The following is a 23,606-nucleotide window of genomic DNA, read 5'->3' as shown; positions in this document are numbered from 1 at the left end:
ATCATTGAACATTTACTGGATATGGCCTTCCATTCCGTTCCTCATCGTTCGATACCGCCCCGGACTCATTCCTTCGTATTCCTTGAACAGCTTATTAAAATATTTGACGGTCTGATAACCGGTGCGGCTGGCAATTTCCGCTATGGGCAGATTTGTCTTCAGCAACATTTCCTTCGCTTTCTGCATTTTTCTGCGGGCGACGTATTCGCTGAAATTCATCTGGCATTGCTCTTTGAAAAGTGCACTGAAATAACTCCCATTCAGATGTACATGCAGGGCGACTTCCTGCAGGCTGATCGGCTCCATAATATGCATTTCCATATAGTGCATCGCCTGGCGGATCGGATCTCTTAACGCGGCTTCTTCTTCCCTTACGGCCATCAAATGAGGATCTGCCATCTTCCGCATGAAACCAATATGTTCCTGCTCTTGCCCTGCCTTCAAGGCATTCTCCACGGATTCGATCAGCTTTTCCCGGCTGGCCGGCTTGAGCAAATAGTCTACTACGGACAAATGAATCGCTTGCTGGGCATACTCGAACTCAGCATGTCCGGAGATGAGAATAACGGATGGCTGACGCTGGATCCTTTTCTCCCTCATTTTACTAACCAGAGCAAGTCCGCTCATTTCAGGCATACGGATATCCGTTATCATGAGTTCGATGGGAATCTCCTCCAGAATTTGCATAGCGGCCACCCCATTGCTTGCCGTTAGAATCTCATATTGACCAGCAGCCCAAACCCCCAATATTTTCTTCATTCCTTCTCTCGATCTCGGTTCATCTTCGACGATAAGAATCGTTCGGCTCCTCATAACGTTCTGCCTCCTCGGACAGGAATTTGAATACTTATACGAGTGCCTTGGCCCTTCTGGCTATCAATAGCCATTACCGCGCTCTGCTCGTTCTTTCCCGAAAATAACAGTTGAAGCCTCTTCTGCACATTGGCGATTCCGAGACCGGAATCTTTAGAAGAAGACACCTTGCCGCTATCCAGCCCTTCCAGAAGAGAGCGTAACTTCTCCTCATCCATTCCCACCCCGTCGTCTTCCACCATAATAGTGATCCGTTCTCCGTCACGAGTAACCGTCAACTTTACCAAACCGGGTTCAATCTTGCTCTCGACTCCATGCAATATAGCATTCTCCACTAGCGGCTGCAGCAACAGTCGAGGTAGTTCCACATCTGCAAATTCGGGAGGAGCCTCAATTTCCCAAACCAAACGGTCTTCAAAGCGCATTTTCATAATGAGCAAATATCGCTTCACATGCTCCAATTCGTCGTGCAGCTTCACCCATCTACCTTTACTCGATCCAGTGATGGTATAACGGAATAAATCAGACATGGCGACCACATATTCAGCCAGTTGGTCTTCATCCTTTTCCAGTAGTGACCAGTGCAGAACATCAAGGGAATTAAACAAAAAATGCGGATTGATTTGAGCTTGGAGTGCCTTTAACTCCGTATGGCTCCGAGATACCTCTTTGTCATAAACCAACTGGATCAGCTCATTGATGTTATCAACCATTTTGTTGTAGGAATAATTCAGTTCCTGAATTTCCATAGTGAACGATATGTTTTCGATGGGCTTCAGAATCCCAAGACGAGTATCTCTCATGGCTTTGATCAGCTTGAACACAGGCCGGGTGATGAGCGTAGACAGGAAAAAAGAAAGCAAGGTGAACAGCAAGGTACCCATGATGGCCGATGCGAGAATGGTCGTGCGCAAGACCGATATTCCTTTGGTGATGACGTTAACTGGCGTTAAGATAAGCAGCGTCCATCCAGTTACGAAAGACCGTTGCTTGACGACGATAAAGGAGTTCTTGCCAATGGATGCGACATGATCGTTGGTCCCCTCCAGCAGCTTGCCTGCTGTCTCTTGCGAAATAGTATCATCATTGGACGTGATGAACTGGCCATCGGAACCTAAGAGCAAGATCGTCTCCGCATCCTCTTCTCCCTCTCCAGACAAGGAGCCTTTTAGCGCAAACTTGCTGCGGTCTGAGCGAATGAGCAAATACCCACCTGTAGCGAAATGCCGATCGATGAGGCTGATCTGCCGAATTGCCAAAACCGATGTAGTATCGAGCGGATCGATGCCGAACCAGACGAGAGCTCCTTTCTTCTCTGTCGCCTGCTTAATCCAATCCTCAGGCACCTTATCTCTCAGGCTGCTGCCGTCGAGAGGGTACAATCTCGCTCCGTCATTCTTGTAAAGCTCTACGGATTTGATGCCGTCCGTATACATTTGGACCAGGTTGATGATGGGTGGCAGCGCCTGCCGTTCTGCAAAGGTAGCGGGCTGACCCTCTATATCACGTAAAAGCAGTTGCTGGATATACTCGTTGGTCGATACCAGGGTCGTCAGAGAATTGATCTGTTCGAGAATGCCCTCCAAGCGGCCATTGGCCTGAATCGCGGTTTGCTGGATATGCTTCTCCGCGTTGTTCTTGAGCATCGTCGAGACTGAATGAAACGTAATCCCCCCGACGAACGTCAGAATGATGAGCATAACGGCGAGAAAACCGAGCAGCATTTGATTCCGCAGCGTATTTAACTTTAATCTCGATAGTATTCGCCGCACGCAGCCTCTTCCTTTCTTCCTCATAGTAGGATCATGGAATGATCACCCGCATCTGATTAAGTAAGGGCTTTCAAGCCTTTCTGTCATAATATAGCATGTTTGCTATTTATCCGCTAAGGGAGAATTATGGAACGCTCCGCTAGATTCGCTGTAGGAGATTTGCCTAGATAAACATAATCTGGTTCGCCTAACTTTTGGGGAATTAGGATTACTTCTACTGTTTCAAATACTTCTTTTAATATCCCCATGAAATCTGATGATTCATTAGCACTCCAAAACGAAATAACGCCTCCCGGATTTAACAATCTCACGAGTTCATGAATTCCATGATCTGCATACAAATTACTGTTCGAGTTAGATACAACCCAGTCTGGACCATTATCAATATCTAAACAAATAACATCATATTTGTTCTCTGTACTATAAATCCATTTAATGAGATCTGTATTAATTATGTTTGTCCGTGGATCATCTAGCGCAGATGAAGAGAATATTTGAAGATATTCTTTGTTCCATTTTATAATAACCTCTTCAATTTCTACTATATCAACTTTCACAACTTTGGAAGATAGTAACGATTCAGCCAATGAGAAGCCTACACCTAGACCCCCAATCAGTACACTACTGACATTATCACATCGATCAAACGCTGCTTTTACTAGTAATCTCTCAGATTCTCCATTATAAGTCGACATAAGAAAGGTACCATTATAGATGATTTCATAATGTTGACCTCTTCTTTGAAGCTGTATTTCTCCCCTGTCTGTAGTGCAGCGCTCCACTATTTCTAGCATATGTATGAGTCCTCCTATATCTTATATATTCTTTGGGTATTTATTAATTCTCCACCTTTAAACTCCATCCTATATACATCTGGTTTTGATGTTTTCATTAAAAACTCATACCCGTATTGACCATCAAAATACCCCATCATTAATGTCATAACTAATCCATGTGTTCCTATTGCTATTTTCTGTCCTTTATAGTTCTTTAGTATTTCTTTCAATCTTGCTACAGATCGCCGTTGACAGTCACTTATGGACTCACCATAAGGTTCTTTGTAGTTTGAGTCTATAAACATCTTACTTACAAGTGAGTATACTTCCTTATCCGGAATAATCATGTCCTCTCTTGAAAATACCAGTTCTTTAAGATCTTCAAACACTATAATCTCTTTATCACTTAGTTGAGCCAGTTCCTCAATGGTCATAATAGCGCGACTATAAGGACTTGAAATAAAAGTATCAATTACCTCATTCCTCAATAGTTCGGTTATTGTACGGGAATCCTGCTTACCCATATCAGTTAATCCTCGATTCCGTTCATTTCCTTCTCCTTGATAAAATATTCATTGCTGTGATTTCGTATAGTGCTCTGGTATTCACGAACCTGTAGGGTAGGAGTATCAGCGACGCAGCGGAAATATGTTGTTAACTGATGCCTCTGTTATCTTCGAAAAACAAAAAAATACTTTATTGATTCCCTGTAGTTCCAAATGTGCCTTTTATAATTTTTTCGTATTCTTCCCATTTAATAAAAAGGCCCTATATCAATAACTTTATTGCCGGGTTCCAGTTTGAAATCTCTCCATATAATAATTTCCTCATCTCTCTCAATAAATACTAATATAAAGTCACATTCTTCATCTCCACACCAGGGACATACTAATATTGGGTATCTGTAGTATAAATATTCGTGAGTTTGGTTTAATAGAAAATAATTAATTATTTGGCTTTGATGCTCTTCACTGCCCCACCCGAGGGAAGGAACTTTATCAACTATATTAGGGGATGTTGATGTCTCCCCGTATCTGCCCAATCCACATATCCCCAGTACTCATAAAGTAAGATCGTTCAGTTTGACCATTAATTATGTCTTCACAGACTTTAAATGCTTTACATTTCATCTCTTTTATTTCTTCTTCTGATTCTAGATCGCTTTCCCACACATAATATCCATTTACACATCTCTCCCAAGTAAATAAATTAAAGCAGGGGTGAATATTATTATATGGGAATAACGCTGTTTCTGGATTTTTAAGAAAGATTTGCTCATAATACTGAATTTCTGTCCCTAAAGCCGCAACTACTTGGGAATCCATAAACTCAGGGTTTCCCAACCAAATCTTTAAATAGTAATGCTCATTCATTTGATCTAACTTTCTCTGCCATTCAAGGTATATTTCAATTAATTGATAAATCACTTGTTTTCTACATAATCTTTTTTGTTCCTATTTAATGACTCAATATCAAGGTCTTTATGATAGGTCCCCCATAAAGGAAGCTTTCTTGCTCTCCTTCTCATGCCTCTTATCTTCTTTTTTATTGATATAAACTTCATTTAATTACATCCAGTCATCGAAATGTTCTTCAAGAAACTCAATCTCTTTCTCATAATGAGCAAGATGACCCTCCTCAACTAATTTTATAAATGCGGGATCTCCGGAAGAAGCACGTTCAGATAATGTAGTACACATGAATTTAATACGGGAAATCGTCCACTCCTGAAGGTCTTTTGGAACAACCATTCCGTAGGAATCAAAGAATATTTCCACACGTCTTTTCCTTGCTGATGCATGATTCTCTCTATTATATTTTTCAACTTCGTGGTCATTTTGACTTGGTTCAAACTCTGCAAGTGGAACCGATGTATATAAAGTGTACACAATATCCCATATACGTGGACCTGGACCTGCCATATCAAAATCGATGATTCCCACAGGAAGTTTGTCTTTAAATACCACGTTATACAAAGCAGCATCATTATGGCAAACAACTTCTTGTAAAGATCTCACTGGATATTCATTTTTAGATTTCGAATTTGGTATAAACCCTACAGTTGTGTCATGATATCTTCTTAAGAGCTTAGCAAGTTTGTATAAAACCTCATCCGACCACATGTAGCCTTCAAGTTCAGGGTAGATATTCCCTGGAACTACTCCTTCAAGGTAAGATAGAATCTCTCTATTCTTTTCATCTAATCCTAAATATCTAGGTGAATAGGGATAACCTTCCTTTTCAAGGTGTATTAGCAATTCATGCACATAAGGATTGGAATTAGCCTCCCTACGAACTGTATTCCCTACCTTTACGACCTTATTTATATTTCCACCAGTAAGAACTTCCTCGATTTCTGACAGGTCTGTTCCTCCTTTTGATTTTATCTACATAAATGTCGCCCCTCTTAGATAGCTCATATCTTAGGGATTCGATGTGTCTGGCTGCTCTTGCTCTCCGAAATTCGTTTGCCGAACCCAGGGTCAAATGGCCCGAAGCATGAATTATGTTGTTATCTGAAGCAAATCGACATCCTTGAATCTACTAAACTCTTCTTTCAGACCTTGCATCTGAGTGATATGTCGTTTGGCATGTTTACATAAAAAGTAAATATACTGGTAAACATCAATCTTACCTAGTTCATTCACTGTCATTGTAGTCTTATATAAGATTCCCTCACCGTTTGGTATTTCTTTAAGTATTTCTTTACATTCATTTATCTGCTCTTCCAATAATACTTTAACTTCGTTTAATGTCTTTTCGCCCTTCGGTTCCATATGCTCTGGTCGTATCCATTCAAAGGATTTGTGCTCTGCTATCTTCTCAAGTTCCCCTAAATTGTATTGATAATTAGCTATTGCTTGAGACAGGTCAACCTTCATTGAAAGTTCTTTAGCCTTTTTATTACCTTTTCGAATCAGAATTAATAAAAACTGATTGGTCAATGTAACGTGTTCTAAAATTTGTTCAATACTCCATCCTACCTTAGCTTTATAACTATGCAACTCTGGACTTAAATCAAACCACGTTAAATAATCATTCAATATCCGTGAAAGTTCTTGGTCAATAAAATTAATGGTTTGCTTTACCGTCATTGTTCTTCCCTCCTATACCACCGGGTAGCCAGCTACTCAGCCTTGCAGGTGTGTATTCCTCGAATTTCTAGTTATAAAATGTATAGGTCAAAGTCAATTTCCGCCCCTATATCATGGACGAACTTTATGGTTTCTTTATTTAAGTACATTGCTGGCTTTTCATTATTCTCTATATTAATTACAACTTCAAGTTTACATTCAAGATTGTTCTGTCTAACTAATTTTACTACTTCGTCTTTTCGATTCTGAATCAAATTTTTAAGCTTATCTATCTGGTCATTGATATCAAATGATTCTTCATATTCTGTGGCTAGCTCCCAACAAGTTTCCTTACGAAATAGATCTCTTCTTATATAATCGCCTTTGAGCCAGGTTCTTGTAGGTGTAATTAGTAATGTGTCTGTAATTATATTTGGATCAAACCCATCTCCGAATATACTAAATTCGACTTTCACGTTTGTTTTGTCCATCTTTGAGTTCTCCTAAATTAATATACAGCTAGCAGGGTTTCACCTAACGTTATTGGATTCACGAACCCTCACTGGCTTAAGGTGTGGCTAAAATGCCTCATGCAGACCAAGTACGATCAGGCCCTTAGCGTGGATACTGTGTTATGCGATAACTTGCCTCCTTCGAGTCATCTACCCTAATAATATTGTTGCTATTTCGATTTCCCCTTGTTCATCAAGGTATTTCAAAGTCCTATCAATATCTTCTTTATTCATAGTCTTTACAATTATCAAATGCTGAATATTACATCCTGGTGGATCTAGATTGGGTTGTTCAAAATGTTTTATTAATCTTTCTGGCGTGGTTATCAAACACCATCTCTTCATTCCATTATTAAAAGTTATGGTTACTTCAATTTGATCAAAAGACTCCAATTCATCATCGAACTTCCAACTTTGTAGTATCGGTATATCCACTTTCCCCTCAACAAAATAGTATTTATTGATCCAATTACTTGTCCGTAAACCCCAATACTGGTACAGGTAATAATTCTCACATCCATATATTCACTTCCTATACTAAGTTCTGATTAATCCAATTCCAATTGCCCTTGAATTCTCTTTAGTAGACCCATGGCGTAGTCCACAGCTTGAATACTGTATTAGATGATGTTATCGTCTTCTCAAAATCCTAACAATTTTTTCTTAGCCTCTATAAAATCCCTATATTTATCATGTAGTTGAATATTCTTTGTTATCAATTCTCCGGTGTTCTTATCCACTATATCCGCCTCAAAATTTAAATTTCTATAACCATCCAACATTTCCATAATTGAGTATATAACCTCTTCAATTAATTCCCTTTGAATGGATTGAAACTCTGCATAATCGATTATTTCTCCAAGCTTTTCATATTCCTTTTTATATTCTGTCCATGGCATTTTAGATTTTTTGTCTAGACTTCCTATACTTAGATCTACATATGTTTCTTTAATATCCTCTAATTCTTGAAACAAACTATTCAGTTTTTCGTTTTTAAATAGCATTAAGATTCTCCTATTTTACCCAATTTATATTTCTCGTTTACACTTATGGAAGATAAAGGACCGAATGTCCGGCAGCTCGAATATAGTGTTATGTGAATTCACTGACTTCTTCGAGTTCCCGTCAGTCCTAGTAATTAAATATAACCTCTCCAATTGTCCCAAGATTCCAAACTCTTTCCAAATGTTGTCCCGCCGAGCTTCCTAGGAACCAAAAAAAACCATTAATAGCTAACTCTGTATCACAATCAATCAGTAATATCGTATCTCTCATCAAAGCAGCAAGTTGATAGAAGTACTCGATATCCCTTACCTTCTCCGATTAGTCCCACCAAAATGCTACTCCATTTGTCATTTTTATTTCTTCGATTAGACCTTCAATACTCCCACTACCCGAATCAACGGTATCCGGACAAATCTTATAAATTTCATTCGCAAACAAGACAAAATCCGTTGGTAACTCATTCAGTTCAATATTTACCGCACTATCATCTGCATATAGAATATTGAAATTATATTTTCTCTCCCAGTCTTTAAAGAACTTAATTATATCTTCATTAAGCACATCATAATTTGGCCCTTCAGTCCCCATGATCTGTATAATTTTGGTTTGATCTCTACCCTTAATGATCCCTATACTTTGAGATGATTCCAAAAATACAATGTAATCTTTCCCTTTTAGTTTCTTTCTTAGTATTTTCAATGTTTCTACTCCATGTTCAGTAGGTGATACTATACCTTCTGCTTTGTTAGGTTTGTTATTCTCATCGTAACCTGTAAATTGATGAATCTCATTGTTTGTCGCTTGTTTAAGTATTTTAAACACCTCTTTGTCAAAGCCCAATTCCGCTATTAATAGTCCCTCGCTACTTGTTAGTCTTGGATCTGGATCTGGATCTGTATTATTATTATTATTACTACAAGCGGTAACAAACAACATTGTTATTAATAAAAGACGTTTTATCATGTTCCCCTCGCTTTTAATATGGTTTTTATCGCGCTGATTTCCTATAACTTTAGCGTGAATACTGTGTTATGTGCTGCACCTGACTCTTGAGATTGCGCATAACGTTTGACCGAAGAGAACGGGTCGATAGACTTAGCCGCTTGGATGTGTCGTCTGAGTCTGCCTTTCAGAGAATCTCGATGGCGACCATGGGATAGTTCCAATATATTATTTATATTTTAAATTCCATTGATTCAACCATTTTGGATAAGAGATTCCTGTGAATTCTTCGAGTGTTTTCCCATCAATTGTGTACACCCAGCCCATATGTAATTCATCGAAGTCTGGTAAGCTATATCCTCCTACCACTTCATTATCTGCTTCCATCAGAAAAATAATAGTTTGTTTTTTTCTGTTATCATTCTCATTATCGGTAATTGTCAAGACAGTTGTCGTGATTTCATAGAATGTATGTAGTCATTTTAATTGTTCTTCATCGGTGTCCATAACTCCGTCTTTTTCAGGATTGAGCCATACTTTTTCATTCAGTTTCCAGTTGCGTGTCTCTCCAGACCAACGGCTAGGATTTTTCGCTTTTGCTGCCTCATAGACGTGCTTTCTCTTCTCAAAAATTTCTTCAGAAAGACCTGAATGTCTTTGATTGGGGGTTAAGAAATTTAACCCACTGTGGCGATGCTCGGTGTTGTACCAACGGACAAATCGTAGGGTCCATTCCCGTGCCTCATCCCTTGATCCGAAGCCTTTGAGAGGGTAGTTTGGGCGGTATTTACAGGTTCTGAAAATAGATTCCGCATAGGGATTGTCATTGCTGACTCGCGGTCTGCTGCGGGATGGAATAATGCCCAAACTGTATAACGTTTCAAGCAGAGTCGCGCCTTTCATAGGACTACCGTTGTCCGAATGCAGAATGAGCGGGCTTTTTCGAACGGCACATTGCTCACTCAACACGGTTCTCCGCATGAGCTGACTGGCATATTCGGAGGATTCTTCTTCCCAAATCTCCCAGCCTACGATTTTACGACTGTATAAATCGAGCACGAGATAGAGATAGTAAAACACGCCTTTGATCGGACCCTGCAACCAGCTAATATCCCACATCCAGACTTGATTGGGTGCGGTGGCGCAGTGGCTAGTCAGAGGTTTAGAGGTAGGCTTTAGGCTACGCCCACGGTGATGCTGTTGCTGATACTTGTGCATGACCCGATAAAAGGTAGACTCGGAACCGAGATAGATCCCTTGATCTGCGAGTCTAGGGACAATCTGACTGGGTGGTAAACTCTTAAATTCCACTTGATTGATTACGGAAACAATCTGCTGTACTTCGGGTTCGCTGAGTTGATGAGAAGGCGCTCGCTTAATGGCATGGGGTCGTTGATCTTCGAGCGGCGTTCGCTCACTACGCCAGCGCTGTAACGTTCGTTGGGTCAAAGAGAGCTCTAGACAAGCCTTTCTTTCTCTTGCTCCTGCCTGTACGGCTTCCCCGATAAGGGTGATGGCGATTTGACGATCTGAGGCAGGAATCATTCGTCCTCGGGGTCCCCCCAAATCGCTCGGGCCTTTTTTCGAAGCACCAGTAAGGCAGCGGTTTCGGCTAAGGCGGCCTCTTTTCGTTTTAACTCGCGGGCAAGGTTCTTGTTCTCTCGTTCTTTGTTACGTAGTTCTTTTTGCAGCCGGGTGGCTTGTTCAGCAACGCCTCCGTTGGCTTGCATACAGGCGTCACGCCAGGCTTCGATTTGTTCAACAAACAGACCTTTTGCTCGACAGTACTCAGACAATTCGATCTCACTTAGTGTGGCTGTCTCGACAACAATGGCGAACTTGTCTCGGGTGCTCCACTTCTCTGTTTCCTTTTCACCACCAGGGAAAACGCCACCGGTCGCCCGGGCTTCCTTCTGCCACTTATACAAGGTGCCTTCCCCGAGGCCGCTGTCCCTTGCGATCTGACTCACCGATTCATTGTTTGGGGGCATCATCCGCTGCATAATCCTATGTTTGAGTTCGTCACTGTATCTAGCCATTGTCGCTCCACCTCAGTCTCTCTTTTAATCTACTTTACATACTATTGAGAGGTACGACAACTAGCATGACACAGGGGGTTATCTAAGGGGTGGTTTTTAACAATGAACTTACTTGTAGTTATTCTCTTGCCTACATACGAGATAGGATCAGCGCTTTGAACACTCCAATATTGTAAATATGGCATTTCCGTTAGCAGTTTTTCATCTAATAAATATTCAGAAACAATTCCTTCATTACTAGTTATCAAATAGCCCTTATCAGTAATAAACCGTTCTGCTTTGCTACATTCTTTTTTTGAATTTTCACTAATTAGATTATTGCTGCATCCAAATAAGATGATCAAAAATAATGGAACTATGATTATTCTTGATTTTTTCATTGGTTGCTCTCCTTGGGTTCATTCTTCGATCGTTCCGCCTAACGTTATTAATGCACTTTATACTCTTTCTTAAGTAATGCATATATCACAGTATCCACAAACCGATTTCCCCAATAAAAATATTCGTTCAATGTCCCTTCTTCACTGAATCCAATTTTCTTGAGCACCTTTCTTGATCCCCTATTCTCTGGCTCTACAAATGCTTCAATGCGGTTTAATCCAAGATCATTAAATCCATATTCTATTATCTTTTCAAGCACCTCAGTCATAAAACCTTGTCGCCAATATTGTGGTGTTAATTCATATCCAATTTCCGCTTTAGAATGATTTTTCATCCAACCATGAAATCCACATGTTCCAATTACTCTGTTTTCCGACTTCAAAGTGATTCCCCAGCGAATGGCTTGATTTCTTTCAAATCTTTGATTCCATTTTTGAATTAGTTCTTCTGCTTGTTCAATATTTGTGAAACTCTCCAAATCATAAAACTTCGTAACTTCATCCAAAGAGAAGTATTGAAATATTGCTATGGAATCGTCTCGTGTTAGCTGTCGTAGCACAAATCTTTCTGTTTCTAATATAGGAAAATGAGACACATTATTTCTCCTTTGATGGGTTAGGCCATTTCGCCTAACGTTATTGTAATCAAGAATTCACGAGGCTTAAGTGAGCGCCATATCACACTATTTCTCCATCTCTTATGTGTTTCTTCTCTAGCGGTATTTCACTTAACGTTGTTGTATTCACAAACTCAAAAATTTCGCTGAAATTTTATACGCTCTTCTTTGAGTCACTCACATTGCTTGTTTCTTTATTCGATTGTACAATGTTTATATATGTTTTGGAGGTGTTTTTGAATATGGATTGGCCAACTGTACGAGAAAAATATCCGGGAAAATGGGTCCTAGTCGAAGCTTTATCTACTCAATCCTTAAATCATAAAAGAAGTATTAATAATATGTCAGTTATATCAGACTTCTTAATCCCTAAAGAAGCTTGGAGTTCATATAAAAAACTTCACTTATCAGATCCGAGTAGAGAATTATATGTATTCTATACAAGTAATGAGCACATTGAAGTAATTGAACAGCCATTCACTGGAATTAGAGGTCTTCAATGAAAATTCAATTAATCAACGGTTTCTGATTATCTATTTCCCATTAACTTACAATAATCAAACCATTTTCTTGAATAATGTCCTTTTAGATACAGGATGTTCCACCACCATCTTTGACACCGATGTTGTTGACAAAATCGGTTTAGAAATCGATTTTATTAGTGGTAAGTCAGTTCGCATGTTTGGTATTGTGGACAAAGTGAATTATGCTACCAAAAAGCAGTTTCTAATCTATTTATAGATCACCTTTCACTTCAAAACTTCACCATCCAGCTTGGAATCACAAAAGAATCATATGGATTCGAAGCAATACTTGGTTTAGATATCATGTTGCATTTTGGTTTTAAGATAGATTTTGTGAACTTAGAGGTTTTATACAATCTATTACTAACTTGCGTATAACGTAGTTGTGTTCACGACGTTCCAGTGACTTAAGTGAACGTAGTGAGCAGCCGCGATGTAGTTAGTCGGTGCGGATGTTTCCCGGCAATAGCTTCTTCGAGTTATCTTCCTGGCCGAGGCCACTTGTTCGCCGATGCGTGAATATATTGTTATGTTCCCTCTTCGAATTCACTCAATATAGGTATTCAAAATTTAATTTTGTTGTTTTTTTGAGTCTTTTAAAATCACCTTCAGTACAATTTCCAATTAAGCAATCCTGTCCACCTAAGTTTTCCAATCTGTTTTCCAATTCTTTTAGCATCAATATTGTCGCTTTTATTCCATATTCTCCCTCCCCGAAATACCTCTAGCAGACCAAGGACCGAATAGCCCACAGCGTGAATATAGTTTTAGTCGAAGTAATTCGCTTCTTTCGTATCTGTTCTATATTACTCACGCCAATCTTCTAGCAAATTTTTTTATACCAGTAAATAGCTATTTCATTAGCCGTCGGGAAGTTAGAATACATCATAGTATCTACTGCACCAATTATAAAATTGTTTTTTGCATAAAATCGGCAAGCTAAAAGATTAACATCCTGAGTTTCGAGCACAAGACCCATTAATTTGTTTTGTTTTGCCCACTCGGCTGCCTTGTTTAATAATGCAGTTCCAATAGATTTCCCCCTCATTTTTTTTGCAACCGAAATATCTTCTATAAAAGCATAGCCATTCCAATGTGCACGAAGTTTTATTTGCCCAATACAGTTGTTGTCAAAATAATAAAGATACACGGCTTTGTTCTCATCATCTATACAACTTATATCGATGTCTTCCTTGTCATACTGCTTATAATATTGTTCTGAAAAAAGCTCTTCAGTATATGACCAAATACCGTCTTCATACTTAGGGATGATTCGTCCAATAACAGTGAAGCTCTCGTTTGACTTGTTATAATCCTTTATGTTTGAAATTGTCATTTTAATAATCATAATAGGAACTCCCTTTTGTATGATTTTGCAAGGGTTATTACAGTGGATAGCAGTGTTAGCGGTCTTTTCTACTTACGAATTGTCCATATTGATTCTTCAGGAATGCACTGTTTTTCGCATATTTCTATTTGATGGAATCCCTCTTTCGACACGTAAACTCAGCTGTATTTGTCTCTCATTTCCTCCTCCAGTATATCAGCGTTTCAAAATATTGGGAATAAAAAAGAAACCCTCGAGGTTGTTTAACCTCAAAGGCTCCAATGCTTTTGGAGTCACAACAGAACAGGTCGAATGCCCCAATTCGTGAATATGTTGTTATCAGAAGTTAGTATTCTCACGAGCTTCTTTCACATGTTCTTCTGCAATCTTCTTTAATTGGTCATTTCGATATTCTATAAATCTCTTCATATAATTCTCAAGTATTAACTTTTCAACGATCTTTCCTAGAAACCCAAATGGGGCTTCAAAATGCAAGGTATCGATCATTAAAGTCTTTCCTTCTACTTCTTTGAATTCATGAATATGTTTGAGCGTCTTAAAAGCGCCTTTTTGCATTTCATCTACAAATATAAAGGGTTCTTCATATTTCGTTATTTTTGAAGTAAGTGTTTGCCTCACATGAAAATGAGTTGCTTGGAAAATTACGGTTTGACCATAACCAATAGGACCAGCTGTGATCCCTCCAATTGCTATTTCCTTTGTATGTTTCCAAACGGTCTGAGTATGAATAGCTATATCCCTGGCTAAATCAAAGCAAAGGTCTATAGGAGCAGAGATCTCAATCTGTGTTCGAATAGTAATCAATCGATTCCCGCCCTTCATGTATTTAAACGCTCCACTAATTTCAGCTAACGTTTCTGTATTCACGATGTCCTGGCGCCTTAATGCCGCTTGCGTTTCCTCGGGTTGCTTATAATTGTACTGTAATATTGACCAAGGTTGCCACAAAGCAGGCTCCACCCCTGACTCATCACTATAACAGTATTCGCAAGTTCGTTTCGCATCTTCATAGTCATATGTTAATCCATTAGCATTTATTTTGATTTTTATTTATTTATAAAATCCTTTCCTAAATCATGTCATGACCCAATACCTCATAACCGAGGAATTCTCCAGAATAGTCTATTTCAATACCTTCCATTACATTCGTTAGCAATCCGGGCTTCCCCAAGTCCGGTGATTATCAAACTAGTCCTTGTATTCATCTATAATTTCGTAAGCGACCATGAAGGAATGTAATGTTAGGCAAGTTTGAAGGTTTCTTCGAATAGCACAATCGTTATTTGATCTCTCTTCTGTATATTCCAATATTAGTGTTAGGCAAGTATTTAATTTCATATTTTTTACCAATATCCATCTCTGAGTCAAATAAAAATGTTAACGTCCTAGTATTAAAAACAACGTATTCATTTAAATCTTTAGATTCATTATATTTTGCCAGAGGATAACTTTCCGTTACGATATACTTCTTTGTTATCAACAAAAAATCATCTTTCCAATATGGGATAGAAATCCAAATGAAAATTCCTGTAGCCGTTAAGCATAATACTCTGCCTATAAATACTGAAATGATTTGTACTCTCGCAGAAATCCTTGGATTTGTCCATCTTAAAAGATCTATTCTAAATATTGATCGAATGCAAACAATAATAATGAAAAGATAAAGGATTGTGTGCATAGGAGCTGATAGTAAAAATAAAATATTCAAATATTATTTATCTTCCTTTCATTTATCAATATTGTTTATCAATTTCGTCACAGATATTTTTTTCAAACAGAGATTAGGAACAGCATGAAAGTAATTCGATGAAGTCCGATCCATCCTATAACAATGTGTTCACACTTCGGCTGACAAGCCGTCTCGGTCCCGGAAGTGAATCCGAATACGTAATTGCCGGAATTCGTAGCGTGAATGCATTATTAGGTGATTCCGCTTCCTCATTAAATAATCTAAAAATGTTAAAGTCTTTAATTCCATGGCCATTTATATGAACCAATTCCTAGTGAACCCTCAATAACTCTATTATACTCATCAACTTCAAAATAATAAGTTCTTAGATCATTTATAGTCAGTTTATCAGTAATGTTATTTTGTGAACCAAATAAGGACCATATTACAATTCCATCTTGTTTATCAATTTTTGCTGTATTTGCACCACAACCTAAGTCTGCACATGCTGGACATATGAAAAGTGAGTTACGATTATTGGGGAAATCTGATTCGCAACGAAGTAATAAACGCTCTATTTGATTTAGTTGAAAATCTTTACTTCCCCATCCGAGACAAGATACATAATCATAAGTTTGAGCTATCTCTTCATACAAGGAGACACCATCGATAATAAAATCTGCAAAGATAATAGTGCCTGGATATCCTTCCCTTTCTCTTTTTTGTATTTCTATTTTTGATATCTTCATTGATTTACTCCTAGTATTTAATGAACTATTTTAAAGCGGTTTCGCCATACATTCTTGTATTCATGAACCCTCACTAGCTTAAGGAGCGCCAGACCCGGGTCCGACGGGGTTAGCAGATGTTACCGACTCCATGAACTTGCCCTCATACACTTCTTTTTTTAAGTTAACTTCATGATTATCATTATTTATTTCTTAAATTAGTAACGACCTAATTTCTTGTGAATATTTAAGTTCGGGTTCTAAACCGTATCGTTCCAACAAAATATCTTCCCTATCCATAAAAAGAAGATTCCTTGAGATGCTTACAAACATCAGAGCCCTATTAATGTAATTCTTTCATTTACTATAAGTTGTGCTTCGATCCATCCTATCAGTTCATTAATTAATGCTTCTAGCTCTAAAATATTGATCTTTAAATATTCTGCTAACTTCCATTTGCAAACTGATTCTTCTATATAAAATAATGAAATATACTCTTCTAGTTTTATCCAATCTTTTGAAATTATTATTTCCCTTAGATTCAGTAATTCTTGTATGATTGAAAGCCATTGACCCTTCTCGATTTCTAAACATTCAAAAGGCTTATATTGTTCAAAGCTTTTCTTGATTGCTGCTACTACAAAGCTAAAAGAATCATCATCAATATAAATAGATTCTTCATTAAGATAACCTTTAAACAGACTACCAGGAAAAAGCTCAATGTAATTTAATCGTTTTAAATCATGTAATTTTGATAACTTCAAAGTTATGACCTTCTTTATCAATTTGTTCTTCGTCAGTTTCAGATAACGTTGTTGTATTCACGACGCCTCACCACCCTAAAGGAGCGTAGTGACTGGCCGAGACGCGGTTGGGTAGTGTGGGTGTGTCCGGCTGACTACACTTCTCCGGTCCGGACCGAGGGAGAATCCGATGTGTGTATATTGTGTTATATGCTGTAGACCGCTTCTTAGAGTTATTTACATAGTTCTATAATTCTCTCATAGTTCTTTATCAAATAACTTTGGTTTATGTCTCACAATTGCTTTCAAAAACTCTTCTCCAAAAATACTTATTGTTTTCTCCCATGGGTGGCCTAAATATCCCCACGACATTGATTGATTAAGAAAGAGATAATAATCACCGTTCGGATATAAAGTAATTGGCCATTCTCCCCACTCATTTAAGCGACTCTCTAGATGTGGATTGAATAGATATGAAGTATGTTGCCAATCAAGTGCATAAATATATTCAGTTTCAGCTGTGCAATCAAGAAATGCTTTTATAATACTTTCCTCTAATTCTTTATATTGAATTTCAAAGTTTGTTCCATATAGACCTGTGATATCAAACACTTTAAATGGGCTGGGTAATGTGAAGGTACGGAGATTTTCCCTAACCCCGCTAGGGTTAAACTTTAAATCATTATAAAATTTATCCCAGACAATCCGATACCTTTTTGAATCGAGTTCAATCCAATTCTCCATTGAAAACACCTCACAATATTCATGATCTCGGCCTATTGCATATAACGTTTCCACATTCACGACGTCCTACCGCCTTAAGGTTCCGCCAGGAACCAGCTGTGATTCCGACAGTTAGGCGGTCGTATAGGTCTGCCTGATTCACTTCCTCGAAATGCTTCGGGCAGACCAAGGATCGGCTTGCCGATCCGCAGTGTTAAATACAATGTTAGGTGATGTTAATGCCATCATTGATTTATCATGCATTATATCTTCTTAATATTTCTTCAATTGCTTCTACTTGTAGTTCATAGTTGTTATTAGCCACAATTTCTAAACTTGTATCCTCTATCTCCTCAACTACTTGAAACTTATACTTCCATTCATTGATATTCATATTCCCTATTATCGGTTGAACACCCTTATATTTATTACCGGTTTGCAATAATTCCACCTAACGTTTCCGTATTCACGAACCCGAGAGGCTTAAGACGCGTAGCATCGGTTCGAAGACTTAGCCTATCAGGGTTGTCTGCAGCCATAACATCCTCGCCTTAACTTCTACAGACCAAGGACCGTCAGGACCGCGGCGTAAATGCTTTGTTATACGTAGTAACTGGCTTCATGGATTACTCTCAAAGACTTTCTTCATTCTAATCAAGTGGAAATCCATGCCCATCATATTTCACATTATATTCTTTAGCATATTGTTCGCTTTTTAGATCTTCCTCATCAATTTCATTTTTGTTAATCTCTTTACTTGAATAGAAGTACCATTCCTCTATTCCTTCCAATTCATAAGATTTGAAGTCATTTATTTTACAACCTTCTAACTTCATTTTTTCTGCTAGTTTTTTTAATGGTTCTTCATCTTGAGAATAGAAATATTGTTCAATTACTAATTTATCCTCTTGTTTAGTTGTAAGAGAATCGGGTTTACTACATCCAATTAATAATAAAACCATTATTGCGAATAAATAGATATGTCTCATGAACTGTAGGGCTCCTAATTAGTATTCTCAGTTATTACGTATTACGTTCTTGTATTCGGCTTAAGGGACGCCAGACCCGCAGCGTAAACAGGGTGTTAGGCGATGGCACTAACTTCTTCAAATCACTTTCAAAACATGTACTTAAATCTGTTCTATATCTCTAATAATTGGTTTTTTCTTTTTTGAAATAATCCCGCCCAATACTGCTAAAGGAATAGCCAATACCTGAATAATAAAAATCTTTAGAGTTTCTGAGTACCCGCCCATGTACAAAGCCCATAAAATATGTATGGTTCCAACAAATCCTGCATTTATAAATCTATAATTTCTTGTAACACTCGCTGCTATATAACCACCAAAAATTATAAAAATCATACTTATTACTAGATATGTCCAATACGATCCTTTCAATGGCGTAAAAGAAAGCAAACCAGATACTACTATTATTCCAATTACATCAAAGAGGTAACCGGCAATTATAGCTTTTAGACTAGCTCCAATGTTTTTAATCATTTGTTCCTCCAATATATAATTTATCAGTGCTTCGCCTAACGTCTCTGTGTTCACGACGTTCCACCACCTTAAAGAAGCGCAGCGACTGGCCGCGATGCGGTTAGGTGGTGGGATGTGTCCGGCTGAATCTGCTTCCTAACTACTGAAAATCCATCTTCGAATCCTCTTCTAACTACTGCCGGACCGAGGGCCAAATGGCCCGATGCGTGAATATGGTATTAGGTGATGCCGGTGACATCTTCGAATTTTCTTAAATTCACTTTATCATTTCATTTATTATCAAATTCAAAATCAATATAATGAATGAAAGTAATATGTATTTCCACATTCTAAATTGTATTTCTAATCTACTTTTAATTCTTTCAACTTTTACATAGTACATAGTGTTTCCAAGTATTAATGTCAGTGAGATTACGACTGAAATTAATAATCCTATATCTGTATCGTGTGATGCAAGACTTCCTAGAATTCCGACAATAATTGAAAAAATCAAACTCATTAGGTAATATTTAATTCTCTCTCTAAAGATAAATCTATTTCTATGTTTAATTCCTTCAATTAAACTCCATATAGAAATGAGCAGGTCCCCTACATAATGATGATTACTAATATTATATTAAACCCACCTTCCCTCAGAAAATGTTTTAAGTGCTCTTCACCGTTTTCACCTAACGTTGTTGTATTCACGAATCTGAGAGCCTTAAGTGAACCGCAGGGAACGGGTCATAAGACTTAGCCGGTGCAGAGTTATCCGCTAAATCCACCTCCCCGAAAATGCTATCTGTGACCGAGGGCCTTTATGGCCCAATGTGTGAATAGTATGTCAGCGACTTCCTGAAATTCCTTTAAGGGCCCCCTTGGCCATTTAGGTCTTTATAATCCCTCAATTGAAAAGGTCATTTGAATCTTAAAATATAATCTTTCAAATTCTCTTAATAACTCTATCGAGTTCTTTGAATAATTACTTTGACTTTGAAATCGTCCACACGTGTAGAATACTAAACTAACAACATCTTTCGAAACCATTTTTTCATTAGCTATTACTTCTTTATAGTTCTCTAAGTTTCTGTGGAGTGATTCAATTAATTCTGCATCAATAAGAGCATTACCATCTTCACCTTGATTACCTCTTAATGAAAGTATTATTTTCCCACAAATATCTTTAATTGCTTCTTCAATCTCAGTCCTATTCATGAACTTTCGCCTCTCCATAAGGGTAATTATTCCAATTAAATTTTAATTTTAGGTTTATTAATGTATTTTCAATTGAAATTTATAGTCTTTCTCTGATTTCCTATAACGTTGTTGTCTTCATGAACCCGAGAGGCTTAAAGGAGCAAAGTGACTGGGTCGTAGACTTAGCCTCGCAGGGCTGATAGCTTGAATCATTGTTATGTGAAGTACCTACCCTAAGTCAATCCAAATATTCTTTAAATCCCTTATATAAATTACTAGAATCATCTTTATCTACATACATTAATCCTTCATCTTTTAGAATTTGATTCTGAATTAATTCATTGATTATTCTATCTGTTACTTCTTTATAGTGTTCTATGTCTTGTGGAGATTCATCTAGTTCCGAAAGAAATGTAATAGTATCGCCTATGTTATTTATTAAGTACCAGGTAGTAATCGCGGAAGAGACTGGATTTCCAACGATTCCCCTTAGTTTTGAAGCCGGTAGGTGAGAGTAATTAATAACTTCTTTCTTTGATAAGTTTATTAATTGGTATGTAACACCCATACCTATCAGATCCTCCTTATATCGCATTTAGGGTATTTCACATAACGTTTTGGTATTCACGACGTCCTCCCACCTTAAAGGAGCGAAGCAACTGGCCGCGATGCGGTTAGGTAGCAGGATGTGTCCGGTTGATTCCGCTCCCTGCTGCTGAAAATGCTTCGCTAAATCCACCTCTAACTTCCGGAACGAGAGCCGAATGGCTCGAAGCGTGAATATGGTGTTATCTGAAGGAACTGACTTCTTTGAAAAATACCATCCGCTTGTTTATTGACGTTTATTTATAGTTTCTATAGCATAAGTAGATGAATCTCTAATATCACGTATTTTATTAATTGATAACTCTTCTAATAATTCCAAGTCTTCAATAGTACCAATATCAGATAATGTAGAAACAGAATAAATAATATCTTCTTTATTCTTTCTAAAATCACCTTTGCTCCTTAAAATAATCTCTAGAATTACTTTTCTAGCTTGCGGGTCTCTAGATTTCTTAAGAGCCCTTATTGCAGAATGTCGAATTGTCCAATCTTGATGTTGTACAAACTGAAAAATCGGGGCTAATTCAATAGATTCAGTTTTATTTAATTCTGAGATTCGATCTAACATGCTACTAATCACATACTTATCAATTTCTAGCTTTAGTTGATTAATTAAGAACTGTAGTGCCTCAAGGTTTTCGTGTTTTTGAAGCAACTTTGAAAGTATGAAATATGCAGCATTTCTAAATGACTTCAACCCTTGACTACTTGAGTTGCTAATATGATCAACTAATATTGGAATCAAGTCTTTATCGCTTAATGATTCTGCTTCTCTATGTGCTTTAAAACTGATAGATTCGCCTGAACTTTTAGCATTATCAACTGTAGACATTCGATTAATAAGATTTCGGATGTATCTATCTTTGCCTTCAGTTACAGAAATAATATTCAAAAAACTCATGAACTTCTTCATTTAGTCCCTACTTTCAAATATCTCTTAGTAAGTTCTTCCTCAAATTCAATTAAGTTTTTAAGCTCAGCAGATCTTGATTCATATTGTTCTATTAAGTTGTTAAGACTACTCAATATTTGTTTCATCCGAGTATTTAGGGTGACTTTGCTAGCAATAAACATCCATCATGAAATCCAATATCTACTCCCAGTATTAAATCCACAAAAATATCATCCTTATTTAGTAGGGTGCTTAATGATGGTCTTTATGAGAAAGTGTTTGAGAAAATCACGGTGTTATGAATAGATATTAATTCTTTAATGGTAGTTATCTCCATAATAGTTCCATGTTCTCTGTGTTTATATTGAAAGTCGTCCTGGTAGGAGAGATTATGTATGAAGATTTCGCCGGAATAAAACCGTTATCTTCAAACTTATCGATGATTCCTTCTTCTTCGAGTTTCCCTCTAATTTCTGTTCTTCAAAAGGTAGGTTCTGGGGTAAAATCCATACTTCTCATAAAACTTAATTGCTTGTTCATTACCCAACAAAACAGATATACAAATATTCTTTATTCCCTGGTTCTTAATCCAATTCAGAGTACGTTCCATTAATATGTTCCCAACGCCCTTGCCTCTGAATTCATCCAATATATATATTGAATCAATCTCACCTTGACCCTCTTTATCAATCGAACTAATACAATATCCGATTAAACTCTTGGTTTCTGATTCTTGAGCTAATATTATCTTTACTTGTCCTTGAATAGATTTTTCTCGTAGGTCTTTAGATCTTTTTTCAAAAGTGTTACTCGCTATTTGCTCTGAAAAGTGGGTCGATAATGAGATATGGTGATCTCTAAGCCGTTCCCATAAGGTCTTGATTAATTCAAGAGATGCTTGATTTGTATCAAAGTATTCAATCTTCAAAGAAATCACCCACGTTTATGATTTTGGTTATAATAGATTTAACGAATTGCAGTATAACGTTACTGTATTCTCTCCTTCGAAATTACTCCTGGTAGACCAAGGCAGCATGGCCCGTAGCGCGAATATTGTGTTATATGCAGTCGTGGTCATCACCGATTAAACTTTCAAGTGTATCGATATAATACCGTACTTACCAAGGTTGTACATTCCATACAATTTTTCTTGCTATGTACAGCTTGTCAGCTACATAATCATTAAAAAAGTTCTCCTCGTTAATATCTTTATACTTTTCAAATAGAAATATAGGAATTATAGCAGCATCAAAAGACCAAAGTTCATTCTCATTATTCATTATTAACGATTCCCATGGTCTACCGTCAGTTACTTCATTTGTAAAAAACACTCCTGTCTCAGTAAAGCGGTTAGAGACACCCTTCAACAAGTTCCATATTATTAGTTTATAGGCTCTTTAAGTTGACCCATCCGATAATCAAGTTCAATCTCTTCTGTCCATAATAATAAATCGATCTCTAACCAAGACTCATTTAGTTCCTCTATTACTTCTGGAGTCCAACCCATAACATAAGGTCGGATATGCAACAATTGGTTATTAATAGAGTATTCTTTCGATTCTGCACCACCGCCGACATACATAAAACCATTATCCGATAATTCCCAGACTAATTCTGTCAGAAAATATGCGTTATCTATATTCAAATCAGATAATGCTTGCGAAAAGTTACTAATGACTTCACTAAAATTATTTTTACAGCATTTTACATAAGTCTGAATATGTGAGTATTCAGGCAAATTCATCACTTCTTTCATTGTCATTGC

General features: G+C 37.5%; 29 protein-coding genes and 1 pseudogene. 1 reads left to right on the top strand and 29 read right to left on the bottom strand.

Annotated elements, in window-relative coordinates; translation table 11 throughout:
- Positions 1-12: 12 nt before the first annotated feature.
- The 15 genes and pseudogenes from H1230_RS07145 to H1230_RS07075 all read right to left on the bottom strand — a co-directional run bounded on the left by H1230_RS07145 (position 13) and on the right by H1230_RS07075 (position 11,909).
- Positions 13-813 carry a response regulator transcription factor gene (locus H1230_RS07145; protein WP_239714833.1) on the bottom strand — a complete coding sequence of 267 codons (801 nt, stop codon included), beginning with the start codon at positions 811-813 and terminating at the stop codon, positions 13-15.
- The gene (locus tag H1230_RS07140; protein WP_345773404.1) at positions 810-2,585 is read right to left on the bottom strand and encodes a sensor histidine kinase; all 1,776 of its coding nucleotides are present in this window, start codon (positions 2,583-2,585) and stop codon (positions 810-812) included. The genes H1230_RS07145 and H1230_RS07140 overlap by 4 nt, the downstream gene beginning before the upstream one ends.
- A 113-nt stretch (positions 2,586-2,698) precedes the next feature.
- Positions 2,699-3,379: a spermine/spermidine synthase domain-containing protein gene (locus H1230_RS07135; RefSeq protein ID WP_239714832.1), complete on the bottom strand. Its 681-nt coding sequence runs from the start codon at positions 3,377-3,379 to the stop codon at positions 2,699-2,701.
- Positions 3,380-3,393: 14 nt separating this feature from the next.
- Positions 3,394-3,933 carry a histidine phosphatase family protein gene (locus H1230_RS07130; protein ID WP_239717166.1) on the bottom strand — a complete coding sequence of 180 codons (540 nt, stop codon included), beginning with the start codon at positions 3,931-3,933 and terminating at the stop codon, positions 3,394-3,396.
- Positions 3,934-4,368: 435 nt separating this feature from the next.
- Entirely contained in the window at positions 4,369-4,734 is a 366-nt protein-coding gene (locus H1230_RS07125) for a hypothetical protein (RefSeq protein WP_239714831.1), read from the bottom strand.
- Positions 4,735-4,929: 195 nt separating this feature from the next.
- Positions 4,930-5,628: an aminoglycoside phosphotransferase family protein gene (locus H1230_RS07120; RefSeq protein ID WP_345773403.1), complete on the bottom strand. Its 699-nt coding sequence runs from the start codon at positions 5,626-5,628 to the stop codon at positions 4,930-4,932.
- Positions 5,629-5,865: 237 nt separating this feature from the next.
- Positions 5,866-6,456 carry a DinB family protein gene (locus H1230_RS07115; RefSeq protein WP_239714830.1) on the bottom strand — a complete coding sequence of 197 codons (591 nt, stop codon included), beginning with the start codon at positions 6,454-6,456 and terminating at the stop codon, positions 5,866-5,868.
- A gap of 71 nt (positions 6,457-6,527) precedes the next feature.
- Positions 6,528-6,926, bottom strand: a complete 399-nt coding sequence (locus tag H1230_RS07110; RefSeq protein WP_239714829.1) for a DUF4279 domain-containing protein — start codon at positions 6,924-6,926, stop codon at positions 6,528-6,530.
- A 171-nt stretch (positions 6,927-7,097) separates the two neighbouring features.
- On the bottom strand, positions 7,098-7,382 hold the full coding sequence (locus tag H1230_RS07105; RefSeq protein WP_239714828.1) for a hypothetical protein: 285 nt from the start codon (positions 7,380-7,382) through the stop codon (positions 7,098-7,100).
- A gap of 206 nt (positions 7,383-7,588) precedes the next feature.
- Entirely contained in the window at positions 7,589-7,951 is a 363-nt protein-coding gene (locus tag H1230_RS07100) for a hypothetical protein (RefSeq protein WP_239714827.1), read from the bottom strand.
- 319 nt (positions 7,952-8,270) lie between these two features.
- A complete protein-coding gene (locus H1230_RS07095) occupies positions 8,271-8,915 on the bottom strand; it encodes a DUF4253 domain-containing protein (RefSeq protein WP_239714826.1) in 645 nt (214 codons plus the stop codon).
- A gap of 207 nt (positions 8,916-9,122) precedes the next feature.
- On the bottom strand, positions 9,123-9,338 hold the full coding sequence (locus H1230_RS07090) for a hypothetical protein (RefSeq protein WP_239714825.1): 216 nt from the start codon (positions 9,336-9,338) through the stop codon (positions 9,123-9,125).
- 33 nt (positions 9,339-9,371) lie between these two features.
- A pseudogene (locus tag H1230_RS07085) lies at positions 9,372-10,933 on the bottom strand (IS3 family transposase).
- A 41-nt stretch (positions 10,934-10,974) separates the two neighbouring features.
- Complete coding sequence (locus tag H1230_RS07080; protein ID WP_239714824.1) at positions 10,975-11,313, bottom strand: hypothetical protein; 339 nt, start codon at positions 11,311-11,313, stop codon at positions 10,975-10,977.
- Positions 11,314-11,360: 47 nt separating this feature from the next.
- Positions 11,361-11,909 carry a GNAT family N-acetyltransferase gene (locus tag H1230_RS07075; RefSeq protein WP_239714823.1) on the bottom strand — a complete coding sequence of 183 codons (549 nt, stop codon included), beginning with the start codon at positions 11,907-11,909 and terminating at the stop codon, positions 11,361-11,363.
- A 263-nt stretch (positions 11,910-12,172) separates the two neighbouring features.
- Between H1230_RS07075 and H1230_RS07070 the strand changes: the two genes are divergently transcribed.
- Entirely contained in the window at positions 12,173-12,433 is a 261-nt protein-coding gene (locus H1230_RS07070) for a hypothetical protein (RefSeq protein WP_239714822.1), read from the top strand.
- Positions 12,434-13,277: 844 nt separating this feature from the next.
- Here the strand turns inward: H1230_RS07070 and H1230_RS07065 are convergent.
- The 14 genes from H1230_RS07065 to H1230_RS07000 form a co-directional block, all read right to left on the bottom strand.
- On the bottom strand, positions 13,278-13,802 hold the full coding sequence (locus H1230_RS07065) for a GNAT family N-acetyltransferase (RefSeq protein ID WP_239714821.1): 525 nt from the start codon (positions 13,800-13,802) through the stop codon (positions 13,278-13,280).
- Between the two features lie 318 nt (positions 13,803-14,120).
- Positions 14,121-14,750: an SRPBCC family protein gene (locus H1230_RS07060; protein ID WP_345773402.1), complete on the bottom strand. Its 630-nt coding sequence runs from the start codon at positions 14,748-14,750 to the stop codon at positions 14,121-14,123.
- Positions 14,751-15,081: 331 nt separating this feature from the next.
- The gene (locus H1230_RS07055; RefSeq protein ID WP_239714820.1) at positions 15,082-15,510 is read right to left on the bottom strand and encodes a hypothetical protein; all 429 of its coding nucleotides are present in this window, start codon (positions 15,508-15,510) and stop codon (positions 15,082-15,084) included.
- Positions 15,511-15,770: 260 nt separating this feature from the next.
- Positions 15,771-16,220: a hypothetical protein gene (locus H1230_RS07050; protein WP_239714819.1), complete on the bottom strand. Its 450-nt coding sequence runs from the start codon at positions 16,218-16,220 to the stop codon at positions 15,771-15,773.
- 311 nt (positions 16,221-16,531) lie between these two features.
- Positions 16,532-16,963, bottom strand: coding sequence for a hypothetical protein (locus H1230_RS07045; protein ID WP_239714818.1), 432 nt, complete (start codon positions 16,961-16,963; stop codon positions 16,532-16,534).
- Positions 16,964-17,200: 237 nt separating this feature from the next.
- Positions 17,201-17,746 carry a DUF2716 domain-containing protein gene (locus H1230_RS07040; protein ID WP_239714817.1) on the bottom strand — a complete coding sequence of 182 codons (546 nt, stop codon included), beginning with the start codon at positions 17,744-17,746 and terminating at the stop codon, positions 17,201-17,203.
- A gap of 175 nt (positions 17,747-17,921) precedes the next feature.
- A complete protein-coding gene (locus H1230_RS07035) occupies positions 17,922-18,107 on the bottom strand; it encodes a hypothetical protein (RefSeq protein ID WP_239714816.1) in 186 nt (61 codons plus the stop codon).
- A gap of 208 nt (positions 18,108-18,315) precedes the next feature.
- Complete coding sequence (locus H1230_RS07030) at positions 18,316-18,654, bottom strand: ribonuclease E inhibitor RraB (protein WP_239714815.1); 339 nt, start codon at positions 18,652-18,654, stop codon at positions 18,316-18,318.
- 141 nt (positions 18,655-18,795) lie between these two features.
- Positions 18,796-19,221 (bottom strand): YrzE family protein, encoded by a 426-nt coding sequence (locus tag H1230_RS07025; RefSeq protein WP_239714814.1) that lies wholly within the window; start codon positions 19,219-19,221, stop codon positions 18,796-18,798.
- 819 nt (positions 19,222-20,040) lie between these two features.
- Entirely contained in the window at positions 20,041-20,361 is a 321-nt protein-coding gene (locus H1230_RS07020) for a hypothetical protein (protein WP_239714813.1), read from the bottom strand.
- A 220-nt stretch (positions 20,362-20,581) separates the two neighbouring features.
- Positions 20,582-20,911 (bottom strand): hypothetical protein, encoded by a 330-nt coding sequence (locus tag H1230_RS07015; protein WP_239714812.1) that lies wholly within the window; start codon positions 20,909-20,911, stop codon positions 20,582-20,584.
- Positions 20,912-21,175: 264 nt separating this feature from the next.
- The gene (locus tag H1230_RS07010; protein ID WP_239714811.1) at positions 21,176-21,862 is read right to left on the bottom strand and encodes a HEAT repeat domain-containing protein; all 687 of its coding nucleotides are present in this window, start codon (positions 21,860-21,862) and stop codon (positions 21,176-21,178) included.
- Positions 21,863-22,307: 445 nt separating this feature from the next.
- The gene (locus H1230_RS07005) at positions 22,308-22,769 is read right to left on the bottom strand and encodes a GNAT family N-acetyltransferase (RefSeq protein ID WP_239714810.1); all 462 of its coding nucleotides are present in this window, start codon (positions 22,767-22,769) and stop codon (positions 22,308-22,310) included.
- Positions 22,770-23,222: 453 nt separating this feature from the next.
- Positions 23,223-23,597 carry a hypothetical protein gene (locus H1230_RS07000; RefSeq protein WP_239714809.1) on the bottom strand — a complete coding sequence of 125 codons (375 nt, stop codon included), beginning with the start codon at positions 23,595-23,597 and terminating at the stop codon, positions 23,223-23,225.
- Between the last annotated feature and the right edge of the window lie 9 nt (positions 23,598-23,606).

The organism is Paenibacillus sp. 19GGS1-52 (genome assembly GCF_022369515.1).
In the GTDB taxonomy this organism is placed as follows: domain Bacteria; phylum Bacillota; class Bacilli; order Paenibacillales; family Paenibacillaceae; genus Paenibacillus_AQ.
The sequence above is the reverse complement of the archived record's forward strand: the minus strand, read 5'-3'. Positions and strand labels throughout refer to the sequence as shown.